General features: G+C 74.1%; 20 protein-coding genes. 9 read left to right on the top strand and 11 right to left on the bottom strand.

Annotated features, from left to right (window positions below; genetic code table 11):
* Window positions 1-164: 164 nt before the first annotated feature.
* On the bottom strand, window positions 165-1,211 hold the full coding sequence (locus ABZ815_RS08595) for a methyltransferase (protein WP_357695464.1): 1,047 nt from the start codon (window positions 1,209-1,211) through the stop codon (window positions 165-167).
* 165 nt (window positions 1,212-1,376) lie between these two features.
* Window positions 1,377-2,318, bottom strand: a complete 942-nt coding sequence (locus ABZ815_RS08590) for a hypothetical protein (protein WP_357695462.1) — start codon at window positions 2,316-2,318, stop codon at window positions 1,377-1,379.
* A 171-nt stretch (window positions 2,319-2,489) separates the two neighbouring features.
* Here ABZ815_RS08590 and ABZ815_RS08585 point away from each other — a divergent pair, with 171 nt between their 5' ends.
* Window positions 2,490-3,098, top strand: coding sequence for a peptide deformylase (locus ABZ815_RS08585; protein ID WP_357695460.1), 609 nt, complete (start codon window positions 2,490-2,492; stop codon window positions 3,096-3,098).
* A gap of 15 nt (window positions 3,099-3,113) precedes the next feature.
* Here ABZ815_RS08585 and lexA read toward each other — a convergent pair whose 3' ends face one another.
* Window positions 3,114-3,773 (bottom strand): transcriptional repressor LexA, encoded by a 660-nt coding sequence (lexA, locus tag ABZ815_RS08580; protein WP_357695458.1) that lies wholly within the window; start codon window positions 3,771-3,773, stop codon window positions 3,114-3,116.
* Window positions 3,774-3,883: 110 nt separating this feature from the next.
* Between lexA and ABZ815_RS08575 the strand changes: the two genes are divergently transcribed.
* Both ABZ815_RS08575 and ABZ815_RS08570 read left to right on the top strand, forming a co-directional pair.
* Entirely contained in the window at window positions 3,884-4,843 is a 960-nt protein-coding gene (locus ABZ815_RS08575) for a DMT family transporter (protein ID WP_357695456.1), read from the top strand.
* Window positions 4,844-4,934: 91 nt separating this feature from the next.
* Window positions 4,935-6,281, top strand: coding sequence for a S8 family serine peptidase (locus ABZ815_RS08570; RefSeq protein ID WP_357695454.1), 1,347 nt, complete (start codon window positions 4,935-4,937; stop codon window positions 6,279-6,281).
* 93 nt (window positions 6,282-6,374) lie between these two features.
* On the opposite strand, the gene ABZ815_RS08565 is transcribed toward ABZ815_RS08570, so the two are convergent.
* From ABZ815_RS08565 to ABZ815_RS08550, 4 genes are all read right to left on the bottom strand, one after another.
* A complete protein-coding gene (locus tag ABZ815_RS08565; protein ID WP_357695452.1) occupies window positions 6,375-7,088 on the bottom strand; it encodes a hypothetical protein in 714 nt (237 codons plus the stop codon).
* A gap of 86 nt (window positions 7,089-7,174) precedes the next feature.
* Complete coding sequence (locus ABZ815_RS08560) at window positions 7,175-8,218, bottom strand: helix-turn-helix transcriptional regulator (protein ID WP_357695450.1); 1,044 nt, start codon at window positions 8,216-8,218, stop codon at window positions 7,175-7,177.
* Between the two features lie 55 nt (window positions 8,219-8,273).
* Window positions 8,274-9,164 carry an aldo/keto reductase gene (locus ABZ815_RS08555; RefSeq protein WP_357695448.1) on the bottom strand — a complete coding sequence of 297 codons (891 nt, stop codon included), beginning with the start codon at window positions 9,162-9,164 and terminating at the stop codon, window positions 8,274-8,276.
* A 31-nt stretch (window positions 9,165-9,195) separates the two neighbouring features.
* Entirely contained in the window at window positions 9,196-10,152 is a 957-nt protein-coding gene (locus tag ABZ815_RS08550) for an NAD-dependent epimerase/dehydratase family protein (protein WP_357695446.1), read from the bottom strand.
* 72 nt (window positions 10,153-10,224) lie between these two features.
* On the opposite strand from ABZ815_RS08550, the gene ABZ815_RS08545 reads away from it, so the two are divergent.
* Together ABZ815_RS08545 and ABZ815_RS08540 are read left to right on the top strand one after the other, a co-directional pair.
* Window positions 10,225-11,127 (top strand): LysR family transcriptional regulator, encoded by a 903-nt coding sequence (locus tag ABZ815_RS08545; RefSeq protein ID WP_357695444.1) that lies wholly within the window; start codon window positions 10,225-10,227, stop codon window positions 11,125-11,127.
* Between the two features lie 77 nt (window positions 11,128-11,204).
* A complete protein-coding gene (locus ABZ815_RS08540; protein WP_357695442.1) occupies window positions 11,205-11,666 on the top strand; it encodes a VOC family protein in 462 nt (153 codons plus the stop codon).
* Window positions 11,667-11,699: 33 nt separating this feature from the next.
* Here ABZ815_RS08540 and ABZ815_RS08535 read toward each other — a convergent pair whose 3' ends face one another.
* Together ABZ815_RS08535 and ABZ815_RS08530 are read right to left on the bottom strand one after the other, a co-directional pair.
* Entirely contained in the window at window positions 11,700-11,996 is a 297-nt protein-coding gene (locus tag ABZ815_RS08535; protein ID WP_357695440.1) for a hypothetical protein, read from the bottom strand.
* Window positions 11,993-12,139 (bottom strand): hypothetical protein, encoded by a 147-nt coding sequence (locus tag ABZ815_RS08530; protein ID WP_357695438.1) that lies wholly within the window; start codon window positions 12,137-12,139, stop codon window positions 11,993-11,995. Before ABZ815_RS08530 ends, ABZ815_RS08535 begins: the two co-directional genes overlap by 4 nt.
* A gap of 122 nt (window positions 12,140-12,261) precedes the next feature.
* Here ABZ815_RS08530 and ABZ815_RS08525 point away from each other — a divergent pair, with 122 nt between their 5' ends.
* Window positions 12,262-12,903 carry a 4a-hydroxytetrahydrobiopterin dehydratase gene (locus ABZ815_RS08525; RefSeq protein ID WP_357695436.1) on the top strand — a complete coding sequence of 214 codons (642 nt, stop codon included), beginning with the start codon at window positions 12,262-12,264 and terminating at the stop codon, window positions 12,901-12,903.
* A gap of 13 nt (window positions 12,904-12,916) precedes the next feature.
* Here the strand turns inward: ABZ815_RS08525 and ABZ815_RS08520 are convergent, their stop codons facing one another.
* Entirely contained in the window at window positions 12,917-13,963 is a 1,047-nt protein-coding gene (locus ABZ815_RS08520; RefSeq protein WP_357695434.1) for a cobalamin B12-binding domain-containing protein, read from the bottom strand.
* Entirely contained in the window at window positions 13,960-15,552 is a 1,593-nt protein-coding gene (locus ABZ815_RS08515; protein WP_357695432.1) for a PP2C family protein-serine/threonine phosphatase, read from the bottom strand. Before ABZ815_RS08515 ends, ABZ815_RS08520 begins: the two co-directional genes overlap by 4 nt.
* Window positions 15,553-15,790: 238 nt before the next feature.
* Between ABZ815_RS08515 and ABZ815_RS08510 the strand changes: the two genes are divergently transcribed.
* The 3 genes from ABZ815_RS08510 to ABZ815_RS08500 all read left to right on the top strand — a co-directional run.
* On the top strand, window positions 15,791-17,149 hold the full coding sequence (locus tag ABZ815_RS08510) for a potassium transporter TrkG (RefSeq protein ID WP_357695430.1): 1,359 nt from the start codon (window positions 15,791-15,793) through the stop codon (window positions 17,147-17,149).
* Window positions 17,142-17,804 carry a TrkA family potassium uptake protein gene (locus ABZ815_RS08505; RefSeq protein WP_357695428.1) on the top strand — a complete coding sequence of 221 codons (663 nt, stop codon included), beginning with the start codon at window positions 17,142-17,144 and terminating at the stop codon, window positions 17,802-17,804. The genes ABZ815_RS08510 and ABZ815_RS08505 overlap by 8 nt, the downstream gene beginning before the upstream one ends.
* 128 nt (window positions 17,805-17,932) lie before the next feature.
* Window positions 17,933-18,817 (top strand): M20/M25/M40 family metallo-hydrolase (locus ABZ815_RS08500; protein ID WP_357695426.1); only part of this gene is annotated, 885 nt, incomplete at its 3' end.

Below are 18,817 nucleotides of genomic sequence, written 5' to 3'. Positions count from 1 at the left end.
ACCCCCGGGGGGCGCGGCGACCGGCCGGCCGGGGGCGCCTTCCGCCGGCCGGTGGCGCCCGGACAGCTCGGCCCATTCGATGGTGGTCACTGCGGTCTCCTTCGCCTACAGATGATCAAGTGTCCCATCGCGCCGGAGGTGACGGAGGGCCCGGGGGCGCCCGGTCAGCCGGGCCCGGGGACGCAGTCGAGGATGACGTTGCCGAGCGGGGTGTGACGCACCTCCGCCACGTCGAGCCCCGCCCTCTCGGCGAGCGCGGCGTAGTCGTCGACCGTTCGTTCCCGGCCGCCGCTGAGGACCAGCATGCGCAGGTTCATCTCGGCGAACATGGCCGGATCGTCGCCGGAGCCGCCCCGGGACTCGATCACCACGATCCGCCCGTGCGGCCCGGCCGCGTCGGCGCAGCGCCGCAGGACGCGTACGGCCTCGTCGTCGCTCCAGTCGTGGATCACGCGCCTGAGCACGTAGACGTCGCCGCCCTCGGGCAGCGGCTCGAAGAAGCTCTGCGGGACGAACGCGCACCGCTCGTCCAGCCCGAGCCCGGTCAGGGACCGCCGGCCGCGTTCCAGCGTGTCCGGCAGGTCGACGAGCGTGGCCCGGAGCCCGGAGTGGGCCTTCAAGAGCTCGGCGATCAGGGCGCCGGTGCCGCCGCCGACGTCGATGACGTGCCGTACGCCGGACCAGTCGTACCCCTCGGCCACGTCGGTGAGGTCGCCGGCCCCGGCGGCCATGAGGGCGTCGAACGACTCGCCCACCTCCCGATGGGCGGCGAGATGGTTCCAGATCGGGACGCCGAACACGGTCTCCCACGCCGGCTCCCCGGTGCGGACGGTGTGCAGCAGGCCGGTGAACGCGACGTCCATCTGCCCGCCGAAGCCGTCCAGGTCGAGCCGGTCCCGCATCATGGAGGGGTGGCCGGAGGCCAGCAGCGCGGCGGGCTCGTTGACCGTGAACACGCCGGGTTCTCGTTCGGCGTAGACGCCGCGGCAGGCGAGGTGGCGCAGCAGCCGCCCCAGCGCGTCGGCGTCGGTGCCGGTACGGCGGGCCAGCTCCTCGACGGGCAGCTCGTCGCCGCCCATCAGATCGGTCAGGCGCAGGGTGGCCGCGACGCGTACGGCCATCGGGGTGACCATGTCCGTGACGGGGGCCAGCACCTCCCACGCCGCTTCCCACGCCGTCGGTCGGATGGTCTCGTCGCTGGTGCCTGTCACGGCCGCAGCCTCCTTCTCCCCAAAGGATCAAGGCTCGCCCGCAACCTACCACGCGATCACCCGCCCGGCCCCTCCCGCGAACAACCGGAAAATCCCGGGACGTCACCGACACGCCCCCCCGAGGACCGGCCCGCCGCAGTGGTGGGTCAGCCCTCAGGGGGGCGGTCAGCCGAGGAGTTTGGAGAACAGGGCGCCGAGGCCGAAGCCGTCCAGGAGCGACTTCGGCCGGTCCTGCTCGGTGGTCGCCGCCGACAGGGGCACGTCCTCGGTGGCGCACGCCGACGGCCTGCCCACCAAAACGTCCAGCATCCTTCGGACGCCGAGCGCGTCGAGCAGCGACACCTGGGACGAGTCGGCCGCGATCGACATGCCGGTGTCGGAGGAGCGGATGGTCGAGGTGCCGTCGGTGACGCAGGACTCGGGCCGGTTCATCAGCGCTTCGAGCACCGCCGTGGCTCCCTCGGAGTCCAGGAGGGACGTCGCCTCCGGATCGGCCGACCAGCCGACGTCCGAGAAGCCGACGTCCGAGAAGCCGACGTCGGTGGAGTCCGCGGCAGAGGAGGTGGCGACCGAGGAAGTGGCTGCGGAGGTGGCTGCGGGGTCGGTGGCCGGCGGGGGGCATCTCAGGGCGTCGGCGACGAGCGCCTCCAGGATCCGCCTGGCCAGCGCGTCACTGTCCGCGCCGCTCGTGGCCGGCGCGACGTCGCCCGGGTCGCCGCCCGTCCCCGCCGGGCCGACGTCGCCCGGGTCGCCGCCCGTCCTGGCCGGTTGGACGTCCTCCTGCGCGTCCAGCAGGAACACGTAGTCGTCCACGTCCAGCAGGAGCGCGTCGAGGAGGCCCGGGAACTCGGCGGCCGCGGCGAACGACGTGTCCTCCGGGAGCGGCTGCGCCCCCGGCCGGTCCGCCGGACGGACGAGCCCTTGCAGGAACGTCCGCACCGCCGAGGTGTCGAGCAGGGCGCTCGCCCCGGCCGGGGAGCCACTGGCGACCTCGATCCGGGCGGCGACGCACGGCGCGGCGGCGGCGCTGCCGTCCTCGGCCGTCGCCGGTGCCACCGCCGTCAGCAGCCCCACCGTGGTCAGGCCGAAGACGGCGATCGTTCTCATGCACATGGGTGCCTCCCGGCGACGTTACGTGATCATCCGCAACGATGATTACCCATAGCAGTGGATCAACTACTCTATGATTGCCTCTAGCCCTCTTTACCCGCCGAAACCGGGTCACCGCCCATGCTCTACCGTCTGCTGAGCGAACGACCGTCGAGCGGAAGGACCCCCATGAGACACCTGAACGGCGTGGGCGCCGAGGAGCTGACCGAGCGGGTGCACGCCCTCCTCGCCGCCCCCAGGCCCTGGTCGGTCACCCAGGTCGGCGACCCCGTGCTGCGCCGGACGGCCGAGCCGTACGACGGCCAGCTCTCCGACGCCCTCCTGCGCGAGCTGCTGGACGCGATGTTCCGGCACCTGCCGGGCGTCGGCGTGGGCCTGGCCGCGCCGCAGGTCGGCATCCCGCTCGCGCTGGCGGTCATCGAGGACCCCGCCGAGCTGCCGCCCGACCTCGCCGCCGAGCGTGAGCGTGTCCCGCAGCCGCCTCTGGAGCTGGTCAACCCGGTCGTCACGCCCGTCGGGTCCGGTTACCGGGCGTTCCACGAGGGGTGCCTCAGCGTGGAGGGGCTGACCGCCGTCGTCCCCCGGCACGCGCGGGTGCGGCTGTCGGCCCTGGACGGGGACGGCCGCCCGTACGAGACGGAGCTGTCCGGCTGGCCGGCGCGCATCGCCCAGCACGAGACCGACCACCTGAACGGCGCCCTCTACCTCGACCGCGCCGACACCCGCACGATCTCCACCACCGCCAACCACGAGCGTTTCTGGGCCCCCAGGCCCTGACGCCCGAGGCGGGGGTCACACGCTGCGGATCACCGAGACCACGATCCCCAGCACCACGGCCCGGTCGCCGTCGATGACGTCGTAGCGGGGGTTGCGCGGTTCGAGCCGGACGTGCCCGCCGCGCCGCCGGTAGACCTTCACGGTGGCCTCGCCGTCGATCATCGCGGCGACGATCTGCCCGGAGTGCGCCTCGGGCTGCTGCCGGACCACGACGATGTCGCCGTCGCAGATGGCCGCGTCGACCATCGAGTCGCCCCGCACCCGCAGGCCGAACACGGTGCCGCGGCCGGTGAGGTCGCGGGGCAGGGTCAGGGTGTCGTCGAGGTGCTCGTCGGCGAGGATGGGGGCGCCCGCGGCGATGTCGCCGACCACGGGGACGCTCACCAGCTCGCCGGACGGCTCCGGCGACGGCGGCCGCAGGAACAGCCGCACGTCGATCGGGCGGGTCATCGTCGTGCCGCGGCTGAGGAAGCCCTTCTCCTCCAGGCTCCTCAGGTGTCTGGAGACCGACGAGGGCGAGCGCAGCCCGACCGCCTGGCCGAGCTCGCGGGTGCTCGGCGGGTATCCGTGCCTGACCACCCAGTCGCGGATCGTGGCCAGGATGCGCTGCTGGCGTTGCGGCAGGGCCGAGAAGTTCAGGTACTCGAACGCGTCGTGGTCGTCGTAGGTGGTCACAGGGGAATGCTAGAGGGCGTCCGGGGGGCGGGTAATCGCGTTGCCCCCGCGCCGCGGGACGTGTCAGGGTCGTGACTTCCCGGCAGTCGTGACGATCTTGGTGGTGCGGCATGAGATATGCGGGGCCGGCCCTCGCGTTCGGGTCCTCGGCGTGTTTCGCGTTCTCGGGGCCGATGGCCAGGTACCTCGTCGCGGCGGGGCTGACGCCGATCGAGGCCGTGTGGGCGCGGATGACGGCGGCGGGGCTCCTGCTGCTGGCCGTGCTGGCCGTGGTCAGGCCGGGCGCGTTGCGCATCCCGCGGTCCAGGTGGCCGTTCTTCGCCCTGTATGCGGTCATGGCGGTGGCCGGGGTGCAGTCGCTGTACTTCGCCGCGATCACCCGTCTGCCGGTGGGGGTCGCCCTGCTGCTGGTCTACGTGGCCCCGGTGATGGTGGCGGCCTGGGTGCGGCTGGTACGCAAGATCCGGCTCCCACGGGCGGCCTACGCCGGGGCGCTCGTCGCCCTGGCCGGCCTCGGGATCGTCGCCGAGGTGTGGCACGACCTCCGGCTGGACGCGCTCGGCCTGGCCCTGGGCCTGCTGGCCGCGGCGTGCTCCGCCGGATATTTCCTGATGAACGACAGCTTCGGGGACGACGTCGATCCGCTCGGGCTCGTCGCCTGGGGCATGGCGGGCGCGGCCCTGGTGCTGGTCCCGGTCGCCCGCCCGTGGGAGCTGCGATGGGCGGCGTTCACGGAGTCGGCCACTCCCGCGCCCGGGGCCCTGACGCTGCCCGTGCCGCTGGCCTTCCTGTGGATGGTGGTGGTCGCCAGCGTGGTCGCCTACATCCTGGGGGTGAACGCGGTGCGGCGGCTGTCGGCCGCGGTGGGCGCCACGGTGGCGTCGCTGGAGGTCATCGGCGGGGCGGTGGCGGCCTGGGGGCTGCTCGGCGAGGGCCTGGACGGTTTCCAGATCGCCGGCGGCGTGATCGTGCTGTCCGGCGCGCTCCTCGCCCAGACCGCGACCCGCCGGACCCCGACGACGCCCCAGGACGGCGACAAAGAGGTGACCTCCGGGGCAATGAAGTGCTGACACTACTGTAAGTAGTTAATCTACTACAGTGGGTATTTACAAGGGCAAGCAACGAGTGTCCCATCCCCGTCCCCGGAAAGGAGGTGGAGCGTTGCGTGTCCTGATCCAGCTCCGCCCCGCCCGTGAAACCGTCGAAGCCGTCCTCGACCCCGGCGTCACCGCCACGGTCGCCGACGTGGCAGGTGACCTGCCGGGAATCGTCCTGGACCAGGCGTTCGCCCCGCTGGCCCTGCCGCGTCCGCTGCCCGCCTCGCCCTCAGGCGGCCTGTCGTCGCTCAGCCGGCCGCTGGGCTTCTCCCTGTCGGCCGAGCACGCCAGCGTGCTCGTGCGCGGCGAGCTCTCCGACGACGACCTCACGTCCAGGCTGGCGCTGCTGTCGTCGTCCGTACGCGAGATCGTCGGCGTGTTCGCCGACCCCGCCATCCATCCCAACCTCACCTGCGCCGACACCGGCCCGGTCGGCGACTGGCACGACGTCGAACGGCTGCTGCACGCCTCCGACCTGCGCGCGGCCGGCTACGACGGCCACGGCGTCACCCTGGCGGTCGTGGACGGCGGCGTCAACGCCGACCACGTGAGCATCAAGCTCGGCCGTCAGGTCACCCTCGACGCCGGGCGCAGCTGGGCCCCGCCGGGCGTCACGCCCACGCCGGGGCGCTACCCGGTGGAGCACGGCAGCCTGTGCGCGTTCAACACCCAGATCGCCGCCCCGCGCTCGACGCTGCTCGACGTCGCCGTCCTGCAGAGCAGGAAGGGCACGGTCGAGGGCATGCTGTCCGACGCCGTGGCCGCCTACACCCATCTGCGCGGGCTTCTGGAGGCGATGCCGGCCGAGTCGCGCTCGCTGGTCGTCAGCAACAGCTGGGGCCTGTACAACCCGGAGCAGGACTTCCCGCCCGGCCACCCCGGCAACTACTCCGACAACCCGTCGCACCCGTTCAACGTCATGATCTCCAGCCTGGAGCACGCCGGGGCCGACATCGTGTTCGCGGCGGGCAACTGCGGACGCGACTGCCCGGCGGCGAGCTGCGGGTACACCGACATCGTGGGCGGCAACGGCCATCCGAAGGTGGTCACGGTGGCCGGGGTCGACACCCACGGCGAGCGCGTCGGCTACTCCTCGCAGGGGCCGGCCCGGCTCGGCGACCACAAGCCCGACCTGGCCGCCTACACCCACTACACCGGCTCCGAGGCCAGTGGGCCCGGCACCCCCGACACCGGCACGTCCACCTCCTGCCCCGTCGTCGCCGGCGTCATCGCCGCCCTGCGCACCCGCCACCCGTCGACCAAGATCTCGCCCGCGCAGCTTCGCACGCTGCTCAACCGCACCGCCGAGGACCGCAGCACGGTCGGCTTCGACCATGACTACGGCTACGGCATCGTCAACCCCGCCGGCGTCCTGGCCGCGCTCCGCTCGCACCGCACCCGGGCCGCCTGACCCGCGACGGCGCCGCGCACCCACCGACGGGACGGGTGCGCGGCGTCGCCGTCCGCCGGGGAGGGCCGGTGGACGAACCGGTGGAGGAAGAGGTCAGCCGTGGTTCCAGACCGAGGAGATCCGGTCGTTCCAGCCGCTGGGGACGAGGGTCGGGATGTCGGAGAAGGGGGCGACGAGGATGGAGCTGCCGCCGAAGTTGATGTGCTCGTAGTAGCGGACCGTGCAGTTCGTGCCGCCCATGGAGCTGATGACGTCGTTCCAGTCGTGCAGGTGCAGCGGGCCGTGGTAGACGTCGGTCAGGTCGTTCAGGCCCCGGCGGGCGGGGCACCAGAGCCAGTCGCCGGCGTACTCCACGTGCTCGAACATCTGCACCTCGCCCTGCGTGGCCGGGCGCGGGTCCCGCAGTTGCGCCGAGGCCCACAGGGCGCCGTTGAGCGCGGTGTCGTCGGTGAGCGCGGTCAGGCGCTCGGGGTGGTAGAGGTAGGTCAGCGGGCGGCCGTCGAAGCGCGTCAGGTCGGCCGGGTCGTGCTCGACGCCGTCCACGACCACCGCCATGGCGGGCGCGGGGTGGGTGACGGGCCGCGCGGGCGCGGGCTTGGGCCGGGTCAGCGCCCGGGCCGGGTCCATCGGCACGGGCTGGGCCGAGCGCGGCGCCCTGACCGCCTTGGCGACGAGCGCCTCCAGCGTGGTGATGCCGTGGTCGCGGAGGAGCGCCAGCACGTCGGCCTCCTCCAGGCCTCCGACGTGGTCGGAGAACTCCAGGAAGCGCTCGACCTGGCGGCGGGCGGGGGTTGAGATCTGGGTCACGGGTGCCTCCCCTGGTAGTGCTGCGTACTCCTTCATGGTCGGGTGGGGCGGCGGCCCGGACAGCCCCCCAGTGTTGGGGATGGCGTTCAGGTGGTGAAGGCGGCCATGAGCTCGTCGCGGCCGCTCGCACCGGTCTTGCGGAAGACCGCTTTGAGGTGGTCGTGCACGGTGTGTCCGGACAGGTCGAGCAGCCGGGCGATCTGCTTCGGCGCCGCTCCCCCGCACAGCAGGTCCAGGACGCCGCGCTCGCGTGGGGTGAGGGCGTACCAGTCGCAGAACGAGGGCAGCATCAACCCGCCCACGGCCGACTGGATCACCACGGCCACGTCGCCCGTGCCCTCCGCGTCCAGGGCCTGGGCCTCGACCGCGAGCCAGCGGCCGTAGCGGGCGGCGGGGGCGCAGATGATCGGCCGGGCGGCGTCCGCGCCGCGCGCGTGCTCGGCGGCGTCGGCGGCCAGGGCGGTGACGAACGTGTCGGCGAGCCACGCGTGCACGCCGTGCCGGTCGGGGCGGCGCAGCCGGTCGAGCCACACCTGGGCCTGCGGCGTCACGGCGCGGATCTCGCGGTCGGGGCCGACGACGATCACCCCGGCGGGCAGGGCGGGCACGGTGGGGGCGAGCGGGGCGGCGGTGACGTACCCGCGCAGCACGGCCATCAGGGCGGGGGCGAGCAGCGTCGCCCGGCGCTGGTCGTCCTCGGTGAACGGCGGGGCGTCGCAGGCGCGTACCAGCCCGAGCAGGCCCCAGACGCCGCCGCGCGCGTCACGCAGCAGCAGCCGCAGCTCGCAGGAGGCGCCGCAGGCAGCGAACGCCCGCCGCGCCCCCTCCTCGGCCCCTGCCACCGCGACCGGCACCCGCAGCCGGGCCAGGGACGCGGGCCGGCAGGGGTCGCCGTGGGCGCGGCGGTAGGCGAGCAGGGAGACGGCGAGCTCGCGTTCGTACTGATGCCAGAAGCTGAACGAGCCCTGCCCGAGCCCGGTCGCCGGGCTGGTGCCGACCAGGCGCAGCGCGTCGTGCCGGAGCAGCGGGGCGATGGCGGCGGACACGGCGGCGCCGAGGTGCTCGGCGGCGATGCCGCGGTCCATCAGGGTGCGCACCTCGTGGACCACGCGGTCCTGGCATGAGCTCACGCGGCCAGGTCAGCACACCACGACGCCGCCGCACAAGCGCAGGGTAGTCATACGACTACGCATCCGTTACGTCGGCGGCCAGTCCGAGCCGGCGCAGCTCGTCCCGCGTCAGGGTCAGGGCCGCCGCCCGCGCCGACGCCCGGACCGACTCCGGACGGCTGGCGCCCGGAATGGGGACGACGTGCTCGGAGTGGGCCAGGTGCCAGGCCAGGCAGACCTGTTGCGGGGTGACGCCGCGTTCCTCGGCCACCTCGTGGAAGGGGGTGCGCGGCGGGGCGGCGCCGGGGCCGTCCAGGGAGCTGCGGGCGATGCCGCCGAGGGGGCTCCACGGCAGGAAGGCGATGCCGAGGCGGTCGCACAGCCGCAGTTCGGGCAGGCTGTCGCGGTGCCGGGGGCTGTAGCGGTTCTGGACCGAGACGAGGGAGTCGCCGAGGACGGCCCTGGCCTCGTGGATCTGCTCGCAGGTCACGTTGGAGACGCCGGCCGCGCGGATGAGCCCCGCGTCGAGGAGGTCGCGCAGCGCGCCCACCGACTCCGCCCACGGGACGGCCGGGTCCGGCTTGTGCAGCTGGTAGAGGCCGATCGCCTCGACGCCCAGGCGGCGCAGGGAGCCCTCGCAGGCGGCCCTGAGGTGGTCGGGACGGCCGTCGACCGTCCAGGCGCCGTCGCCGGGACGGCCGCGCCCGCCCTTGGTGGCGACCAGCACGCCGGAGGCGTCGCCGGGCCGGGCGGCCAGGGCCTCGGCGATGAGCTCCTCGTTGTGGCCGCGTTCGCCGGCGTGCCAGTGGTAGGAGTCGGCCGTGTCGATCAGGGTGACGCCCGCGTCCAGGGCGGCGTGCACGGTGGCGATCGCGCGGGCACGGTCGGGGCGGTCCTCGATGGACAGCGGCATGGCGCCGAGGCCGACGGCGCTGACCTCGGCGGTTCCGATGCGGCGGGTGATCATGGTTGTTCGGCTTTCCGGGAGGAGGGCGGCTTCAGGAGGAGGGCGGTAGCGGGAGGAGGGCGGTGACGGCTTCCGGCAGCCACGTCGTGACGTCGGTGAACGGGAAGCCGAGCGCGGCGGCCCGGCCGTTGTCGAGGGCGTAGGAGCGGTCGAAGGAGAACGGCGAGGCCGGTTCGCCGCCGTCCACGACGCGGTAGGCGGGGACCGGCGAGCCGGTGACGGCGGCGATCTCCGCGCACAGGCCGGTGACGGTCGGCGAACCGTGGGAGGCGGCGTTGAGCGCGCCGGTGACGTCGGTCCCCGTGGCCGTCCAGTGCAGGAACGCGGCGATCTCCGCGTGGTGGACGAACGACGTCGGCGCCGGGTCGCGGTGCACGGCGACCGGCAGCCCGGCGCGTACGCGGTCCACGTAGTGGCGCAGGCGTCCGGTGAAGTCGGCGTCCCCGCCGCCCAGGACGTGGGCGCTGCGCACGGCGACGAACGGGAAGGCCGGGTCCCGGGCGAACACCGCCTCGGCCTGCCGCTTGCCCTCCGCGTACGCGCCCGCCTCGCCGAGCAGCCGGGACAGCTCGTCCGGCGACCCCCACGGCAGGCCCAGGTCCACCGGCCAGGACGCGGCCTCGACGACCTCCTCGGCCACCGGCGCCACGGCCGGCGGCCGGAGGGACGTCGAGGTGGCCGGGTCGTAGACCTCCATGGTGGAGGTCATCACGTACCGGGCGGCGCGCCCGGCGAAGACGCGGCGGGCGACGTCGGCGTGCAGCGGCGTGTAGCAGACCTGGTCCACGACGGCGTCGAAGGTCCGCCCGGCCAGGGCGCGGGCGAGGGCCGCCGCGTCCGCCCGGTCGGCGACGACGTGCTCGGCGCCGGACGGCGGCGCGGCCGAGCCCCGGTTGACCACGGTCACGTGGTCGCCGCCGTCGAGCAGCAGGCGGATCAGGCGGCGGCCGAAGTAGCGGTTGCCGCCGATGACGCAGATCTGTCGCATGCCGCCAAGACTGGCCCGGACGGGGTCAGCAGTGGTAGTGGTGATTTGCCGGCCTCGTGTTAAGGAGAACTGTTGATCGACGCCCATCGGCTCAGGGTGCTGCGGGAGGTGGCCGCGCACGGCAGCTTCAACCGGGCGGCGGCCGCGCTGCTGCTCACGCCGTCCGCCGTCTCGCAGCAGATCGCCGCGCTGGAACGGCAGCTCGGCACCGCCGTCGTCACCCGCAGCACCCGTGGCGTGGCCCTCACCGAGCCGGGCCGGCTGCTGGTGGAGACGGCCGAGACGATCGCGGCCGAGCTGCGGCACGCCCGGGAGCGGATCGACGAGCTGGCCTCCGGGCGCGGACGGCTGACCGTGGCCACGTTCACCAGCGGGGGCCGCGCGCTGCTGCCCGGCGTGCTGGCGCGGTTCGTCGCCGCCCATCCGCAGGTCGAGACGAACGTGGTCGAGCGGGAGCCGGAGGACAGCCTGCCGCTGGTCCGGCGGGGCGAGGCGGACCTGGCCGTCGCCTACCACTTCGCCGGACCGCTGCCGGTGCTGCCCGGCGACCGTACGGGGCTGAGCTGGACGCCGCTGGCCGAGGACCCGCTGTCGGTCGCGCTGCCGGCCGCCCACCCGCTGGCCGGGCGGGCGTCGCTGGACCTGACCGAGCTGGCCGAGCAGCCGTGGGTGATCGGCTGCTCCAAGACGGAGGCGTTCCTGCGCGGCTACGCGGCGGCGGCCGGGTTCGAGCTGCGGGTCAGCGGCTCCACCAGCGACTACCACCTGGCGCAGGCGCTCACGGCGGCCGGGCTCGGCGTCAGCCTGGTGCCGTCCATCTGCCTGGCGCGCGGGACGCCCGGCCTGGCCGTCGTGCCGCTGAACCCGCCGCGTCCCGTGCGCTACATCGGGGTCGCCACCGCCCGGCGGCGCGACCACCCGCTGGTGCCGACCCTGGTCGAGTGGCTGCGTGAAGAGGCCGCGACGCTGGGCTGACAGCGGACCGGTTCTGTCGGTCGGTGCTGGCACAGTGTTCCCGGGAAAGTCCGCCGCACCGAATGGAGTGATGTCACATGAGCCGCCACGTCCAGGTCACCTTCGACGCCCACGATCCCAAGGCGCTGTCCACGTTCTGGCGCGACGCGCTGGGCTACGTCCATCCCGGCCCGCCCGGGGTCGAGCTGCCCGAGGGCGCCGACCCGCTGGCCGCGTGGGACGACTTCCTCGCCCGGGTCGGCGTCCCCGAGGAGGAGCGTGACACCAGGTCGGCCATCGAGGACCCCGACGGGCACGGCCCCCGGGTGTTCTTCCAGCGGGTGCCGGAGGGCAAGGCCGCCAAGAACCGCGTGCACCTCGACGTCCGGGCGGCTCCCGGGCTGCGTGGCGAGGAGCGCATGGCGGCGCTGGAGGCCGAGTGCGAGCGGCTGGTCGGGCTGGGCGCGACGCGGGTGCGGCGGCACGAGCCGGAGCCCCCGTTCGGCGGCGGTCACATCGTGATGACCGACCCCGAGGGCAACGAGTTCTGCCTCGACTAGCGCCGCCGCCCGTCCTTGTGGGACGAGGTGGTGTCAGTCGTCGGCGCACCTGCACGGCAGGGTCACCAGCATGCCCGCCTTGATGTGGGTCACCGTCTTCGAGCCCAGGCAGAAGCGGCAGCCGAGCTGCTCGGCGATCCACGGGTCGGACCACACCCTGTGCTCCCAGGCCGGCGGCGGCCCGCCGGGGGGCCTGCCGCCGCGCTCGGCGGGCTCGTCGGCGCCGCCCACCCGGCCGAGGCCGCCGCAGAACGTGCAGGTGAGGAACAGGTCCCCGAGCAGTATGCCGCGGGTGCCCTCACATTCGGGGCAGGTGATCGGGTCCGTCACCTACGGCCCGTCCCGCTGCACGACTTGCACGACCTCCAGGTGGACTGCTGCTCCGACTCGCCGTTCCGGTCGATCCACTCGCCGCCCGCGCCCATGCAGGTGCCGCAGATCGGGAGCTCTTCCCGCTCGCCGTCGTTCGCCATACTCCGGACGGTAGCCGAGCGTGCGCGGGCTGTCTGTCGCTTGACGGAGACGGTCGCGCCGCCTGCCGTCCGCGCGGAACGGGACGCGGAAGGCCTTCGCCGGCGCCTGCGAAGATGACCTCATGACCAAGCTGACCGGACCGCAGATCGCACAGGAGGGGCTGGCCGGGTGGGCGTACCTGCTCGGCGCCCTGCACACCCGCCTCCGCACCGGGACGTTCGCGGCCGGGCTCGCGCTCGTCGACGCCATCGGGGCGGTGGCCGAGGAGATGGACCACCATCCCGACCTCGACCTGCGGTACCCCCATGTCGACGTCCGGCTGACCAGCCACGACACGGGCGGGGTCACCGGCCGCGACGTGCGGCTGGCGCGCGCGGTCTCGGCCCTGGCGGCCGAGGCGGGGGTCGGCCTGGACTCCGCGGCCGTCTCCGTGCTCGACCTCGGCCTCGACACCCCCGCCCGGGACTCGATCCGGCCGTTCTGGGCGGCGGTGCTGGCGATGGAGCCCGACGCGGGGGGCGGCCTGCGCGACCCGGCCGGCGCGCTGCCCACCGTGTGGTTCCAGCAGTCCGGCGACGAGGAGCCCCGTCAGCGCTGGCACCTCGACGTGTGGGTGGAACCCGCGCAGGTGCGTCCCCGGATCGACGCGGCGGTGGCGGCGGGCGGCCGGCTGGTCTACGAGGAGGAGGCGCCGCGGTTCTGGGTGCTGGCCGACCCCGAGGGCAACCACGCCTGCCTGTGCACGTGGCAGGAGCGCGACTGACCGGCGGGAACGGTCAGCGGGGCCCGTCCGGCAGCGCGGCGCGGGCCCGGACGATGAGCTCGCGGGTGAGCGGCAGGTCCCTCAGACGGACGTCCAGCGCGTCCAGGGTGACGGCCAGGACGCGCACCGGCACGCCGCGCGCGGTCAGCACGTGCGCCATCCAGCCGGTGAAGGACGTGAACAGGCCGGGGTCGTTGACGTACGCGGCGGCCTTGAGGTAGTCGACGACGTACGCGACGTCCTCGGCGGTGTGCCCGGTCGGCTCCTGGCCCTCGGCGACGGGCGCGTGCTCGTCCAGCTCGTCCATGACGCCTCTGACCAGCTCCTGCGCCCGTTCGGTGAGCGCGGTGTACTCGGGGCCGGCCAGGTGCGGCCGCCGTCCGGCGCCCAGCCCCGTCATGGCCCGGCGCGGCGGCGGCCCGGCGTCGAGCAGGTCGGCGGCGGCCCGCGCGTCCGGCGCCCAGGCGTCGGCCCCGAGCAGGCGGGCGTAGCGGCCGTCGGGCCCGAAGGCGGCGCCACCGGCGAGCACGGGCGTGCCCGCCGCCTGGCAGGCGCTGATGGTGGCGTGCGCGGCGGGCAGCCGGGTGGCGATCGAGCCCGACAGCGCGACCGCGGCCGGCGCGGTCCTGTGCACGTGCACGACCAGGTGCGCGGTGGGGACGTGCGCGCCCAGGTAATCCACCTGCCAGCCGCGCAGCCGCAGCACCTCGGCCAGCAGCCGGGCCGGGAAGGTGTGCCACTCGCCGTCCACGCACGCCACGCTCAACCGCCCCCTGTCGGGCCCGGAACGGTGGCCGCGCACGGCCGGATCGTGGGCCAGCACGGCGAGCACCCGCTCGTGGACCGCGGTCGCCGTGTGCTCCTGGGCGACGGTGAGCCGGTTGGCCACCCAGTCCAGGCCCACGCGGGCCTGCGCGACGGCGACGACGTCGATGAGCAGGGTCTCCAGGGGCACGCCGGCGTCGAGGGCGGCCCGCGCGGCGTCGATCGCGGCGTACTCGTCGCCGGCCGTCGCCGCCGCCCGCAGCGTCTCGACGCAGCGCTCGATCTCGTTCTTCACGCCGGAGGACCGCCGTCCGGGCCGTCGGGCGCCTCGCGCGGCGCGCCGATGGCGACGATGGCGATGTCGTCGCGCTCCCGCTCGCCCGCCCACTGCGAGGCGAGCATCTGGACGCGTTCGGCCAGGGCCGCGGCCGGCATGCCGGCGCACTGCCGCAGCTCCTCCCGCAGCCGGTCGTCGCCGAACAGCTCGTCGCCCAGCGGGCCGCCCCTGGCCTCGATGACGCCGTCGCTGTAGAGCAGGCAGGTCTCGCCGGGGTCCAGGAGCACCGTCTCGGTCACGCTGGTGACCTCCTCCAGCAGGCCGATCAGGGTGCCGCGGGTGAGGGCGTCCTCGACCCGGCCGTCGTTGCGCACGATCATCGGCGGCGGATGCCCGGCGCTGGTCAGCCGCAGCTCCAGCCGCGGGCCGCGGCGCCCGACCCCGGCCAGCACGAGCGTGACGTACCGCGGGCTGGACTCGGCGAGCAGCACCTCGTTGAGCCGTTCCAGCACGCGCTGGTGGTCGTCGGCCAGCGGCAGCAGGGCGCGCAGCGTGTTGCGGATCTTGCCGGTGAGCACGGCGGCCTCCAGCCCCTTGCCGGAGACGTCGCCGAGGACCACCAGCGCCGTCCCGCCGGAACCGGCGACCGGGTGCACGTCGTAGAAGTCGCCGCCGACCAGCGCGCCGTGGCCCGCCGCCCGGTAGCGGGCCGCCACGTCGGCGACGTCCAGGTACGGCGTCATCGGCGGCAGCAGGTCGGCCATCAGCGTCTCGGTGACGGCCCCCTGCTCGGCGTACACGCGGGCGATGGAGATCGCCGTGCCGGCGCGGGCCACGAACAGCCGCGCGAACACCTCCTCGGCCGGGGAGAAGCCGGTCGAGCCGCGCAGCAGGATCAGCGCGCCGGCGGGCAGGCCGTAGCCGGGCAGCGAGATCACCACCACCGAACGGATCCCGTCGTGCCCCTCGCCCAGCACCCAGCCGGGCGCCCGCTCGGGGTCGACCCAGCGGGCGGGCACCGGCGGGAAGGCCCGCAGCGCCTCGGCCAGGCCCGGCAGGTCCCGCGGATCGAGGTCCAGGTTCCTGCGCACGGCCTCGCCGCCGGCGTCGTGGTAGGCGACCTCGTACCGGCGGCCCAGCGGCACGACGACCCGGGCGGCCTCGGCGAGGTGCGTCACGGCCAGGCGGGCGACCGCCTCCAGGCAGCGGTCGAGGTTGAGCGAGGACAGCAGCTCGGTGGCGGCCGCCACCATGGACGCGGCCGAGTCCCGCTCGGCCCGCAGCACCTCCATGGCGTGCTCCCGTTCGGTGACGTCGACCAGCCACCAGGTGACGCGGTCGCGGCCGGCGTGCACGGGATGAGCTTCGAACACCCGCTCCCCGACCGGCCCCCGGACGGGCCGGGGCTCGCCCTCGGCGTCGGGCGTGCTTCCGGCGCCGGGCGGGGCGGCCAGGCGGGCGCAGAGTTCGTGGTGGGCGCGGGCGAGCCATTCCGGCCCGATCATTGCCGCGCCGCCCAGCAGCGACCGGGCGGCGGCGTTCGCCCGCTCGACGGCGCCCGAGGCGTCGGCGACCAGCATCGGGTACGGCGTGTCCTCCCCCAGCATGCCGATCGCGCCCCGTTCGTGATCACCTACGTGACTGTCACTCTACTGACGTGACCTGCACGGCTTTCCCGATGCCGAATCGTTTTTGTCGCATTTTTAGCCGCAGCGCCCCGGCGCGACACGATCCCCGTCCCGGCTCCGGACGCGTTTGCGGCAGCAGTGGCCGGGTGGTCTACGGTCTGATCGTGCTCGCCTCACATCATGCCCCCCGCGCGGCCGCGGCCGGAGGGAACGCGTCATGAGACATCAGCGGCTGACGGGCGTCTTCCTGTCCCGGTTCCACCACCCGGCGCAGGTCATCGCCACCGGGTTCGCCGCCTTCATCCTGACCGGCACGGCCCTGCTGACCTCGCCGATGGCCACGGCCGACGGCGAGCCGGCCGGCTGGCTGACCGCGCTGTTCACCGCGACGTCCGCGGTCTGCGTGACGGGCCTGGTCGTGGTGGACACCGCCACGCACTGGTCGGTGGCCGGGGAGGTGGTGATCGCCGGGCTGGTCCAGGTGGGCGGCCTGGGCATCATGACGATGGCCACGCTGTTCACCGTCCTGGTGGCGGGCCGGCTGGGGCTGCGCGCCCGCATGTTCGCCCAGGCCGAGACGAAGACGCTGAGCATGTCCGACGTGCGGCGCGTGGTGCGCAACGTGGTCATCTTCAGCCTCGTGTCCGAGCTGATCGTCGCCGCGCTGCTCACCGCGCGCTTCGTCACGGGCTACGGCGAGCCGCTGGGCCGCGCCATGTACCTGGGCTGGTTCCACGCGGTGTCGGCGTTCAACAACGCCGGGTTCGCGCTGTGGCCGGACAACATGATGCGCTTCGTCAGCGACGCGTGGATCTGCCTGCCGATCGCGCTGGCGGTGATCGTGGGCGGGCTGGGCTTCCCGGTGGTGTTCGAGCTGGCCCGCGCCTGGCGCCGGCCCAGCCGCTGGTCGGTGCTCACCCGGGTGACCGTCGGGGTGACGCTCGTCCTGCTCGCGGTGGGCACGCTGATCTTCCTGGTGACCGAGTGGCGCAACCCCAGGACGCTCGGCGGGCTCGACGACTCCGGCAAGCTGCTGGCCGCGTTCTTCACCGGGGTCATGCCGCGTTCGGGCGGGTTCAACAGCCTGGACATCGGCCAGCTCTACCCGAGCAGCCTGCTCGCCACCGACCTGCTGATGTTCATCGGCGGCGGCAGCGCCGGCACGGCGGGCGGCATCAAGGTCACCACGTTCGGGCTGCTGGTGTTCATCATCTGGGCCGAGCTGCGGGGAGAGCCGCGGGTGAACATCGGCCACCGGCGCCTGGCCGAGTCCGCGCAGCGTCAGGTCATCTCGATCACGATGATCGGCGTCGTCCTGGTCGCCGTCTCGACCTACCTGCTGCTCGCCATCACTCCCCACAGCCTGGACCAGGTGCTGTTCGAGGTCGTCTCGGCGTTCGGCACGAACGGGCTGTCCACCGGCATCACCTCCCAGGCCACGCCGGCCGGGCAGGTGCTGCTGGTCGCGCTGATGTTCATCGGGCGCATCGGCCCGCTCACACTGGGTTCCGCGCTCGCCCTGAAGGAGCGCACCCGTCGGTACGAACTACCCGAGGAACGTGTCATCGTTGGCTGACAAGAAGACAGACCCCGTCGTGGTCATCGGCCTGGGCCGGTTCGGCACCTCGCTCGCCCTGGAGCTCACCCGGCGCGGCACCGAGGTCCTGGCCATCGACAACCGGCCCAAGGTCGCCCAGAGCCTGGCCGGGCAGATCACCCACATCGCCACCGCCGACTCCACCGACCTGGAGACGTTGCGCCAGCTCGGCGTGCCCGACTTCTACCGGGCGGTCGTGGCCATCGGCGGCGACCTGGAGGCCAGCATCCTGACCACGTCGCTGCTGATCGAGCTGGAGATCGACGACATCTGGGCCAAGGCCGTCAGCCGCCAGCACGGCCGGATCCTGGCGCGGATCGGCGCCCATCACGTCGTCTTCCCCGAGCACGACATGGGCGAGCGGGTGGCCCACATGGTGACCGGCCGCATGCTGGACTTCATGCAGGTGGACGAGAACTTCGCGATGGCCAAGACCCGGCCGCCCAAGGAGTACATCGGGGTGCCGCTCGGCCGTTCCAACCTGCGCCGCAAGCACGGCGTCACCGTGGTGGCGGTCAAGAGCGCGGAGGAGGAGTTCACCTACGCCGGTTCCGACACCGAGCTGGGCTACGGCGACGTGATCATCGTCTCCGGCCGTACGGAGGACGTCGAGCGCTTCGCCGACCTCACGTAGCCGGGCGGTCGTCGGGGGGCGGTCGTCGGCGGGGCCCAACGGGGCGGGCCGATGTTGGCCGGTGCGACAGGCCCGTCCGCGTCGTGGTTCACGATGATGGGCGGTCCGTCCGACCGGAGGCTGCCATCATGACACCACGCCGTACCACGTCCGACCGGGCCCGCGAGGCCGCGATGATCGACGACATCGAGCGGCTCGTACGCTGCGAGTCGCCGTCGGGCGACCTGGCCGCGGTCGCCCGCAGCGCCACGACCGTCGCCGACGTCGGCGCCGCCCGCCTGGGGGCCGCGGCCGAGCGCGTCGTCATCAGCGGGCGTACCCATCTGCGCTGGCGGTTCGGCGGCGAGCCGCGGGTGCTGCTGCTCGGCCACCACGACACGGTGTGGCCGGTCGGCTCGCTGGAGCGGCACCCGTTCGAGGTGCGCGACGGCGTGCTGCGCGGGCCGGGGTGCTTCGACATGAAGGCGGGGCTGGTGATGGCCTTCCACGCGCTGGCGGCGCTGGACGACCTGGACGGCGTGACCCTGCTCGTCACCGGCGACGAGGAGCCCGGCTCCCCCACCTCGCGGGAGCTGGTCGAGGAGGAGGCGCGCGGGTGCGCGGCGGCGCTGGTGCTGGAGGCCGCCGGGCCGGGCGGGGCGTTGAAGACCGAGCGCAAGGGCGTCTCCCGGTACGAGGTGCTGGTGCGGGGCCGGGCCGCGCACGCCGGGCTGGATCCCGAACGCGGCGTGAACGCGACGGTCGAGGTGACCCACCAGATCGCGGCCGTGGCGGCGCTGGCCGATCCCGCGCTGGGCACGACCGTAACCCCGACCCGCCTGGAGTCGGGCACCACGGTGAACACCGTGCCGGCGCGGGCCCGGTTCGACGTGGACGTACGGGTCAGGGACGCCGCCGAGCAGGACCGGGTGGACGCGGCGATGCGGGGGCTGCGGCCGGTGCTGCCCGGCGCGGGCGTCACGGTCGGCGGCGGGCCGAACCGGCCGCCGCTCCCGGCGTCGGCGTCGAAGGAC

Origin of the sequence: Nonomuraea sp. NPDC047529 (genome assembly GCF_040642995.1) — a bacterium.
GTDB lineage: Bacteria > Actinomycetota > Actinomycetes > Streptosporangiales > Streptosporangiaceae > Nonomuraea.
Note: the sequence above shows the minus strand (reverse complement) of the source record. Positions and strands in the feature narration are given on the sequence as shown.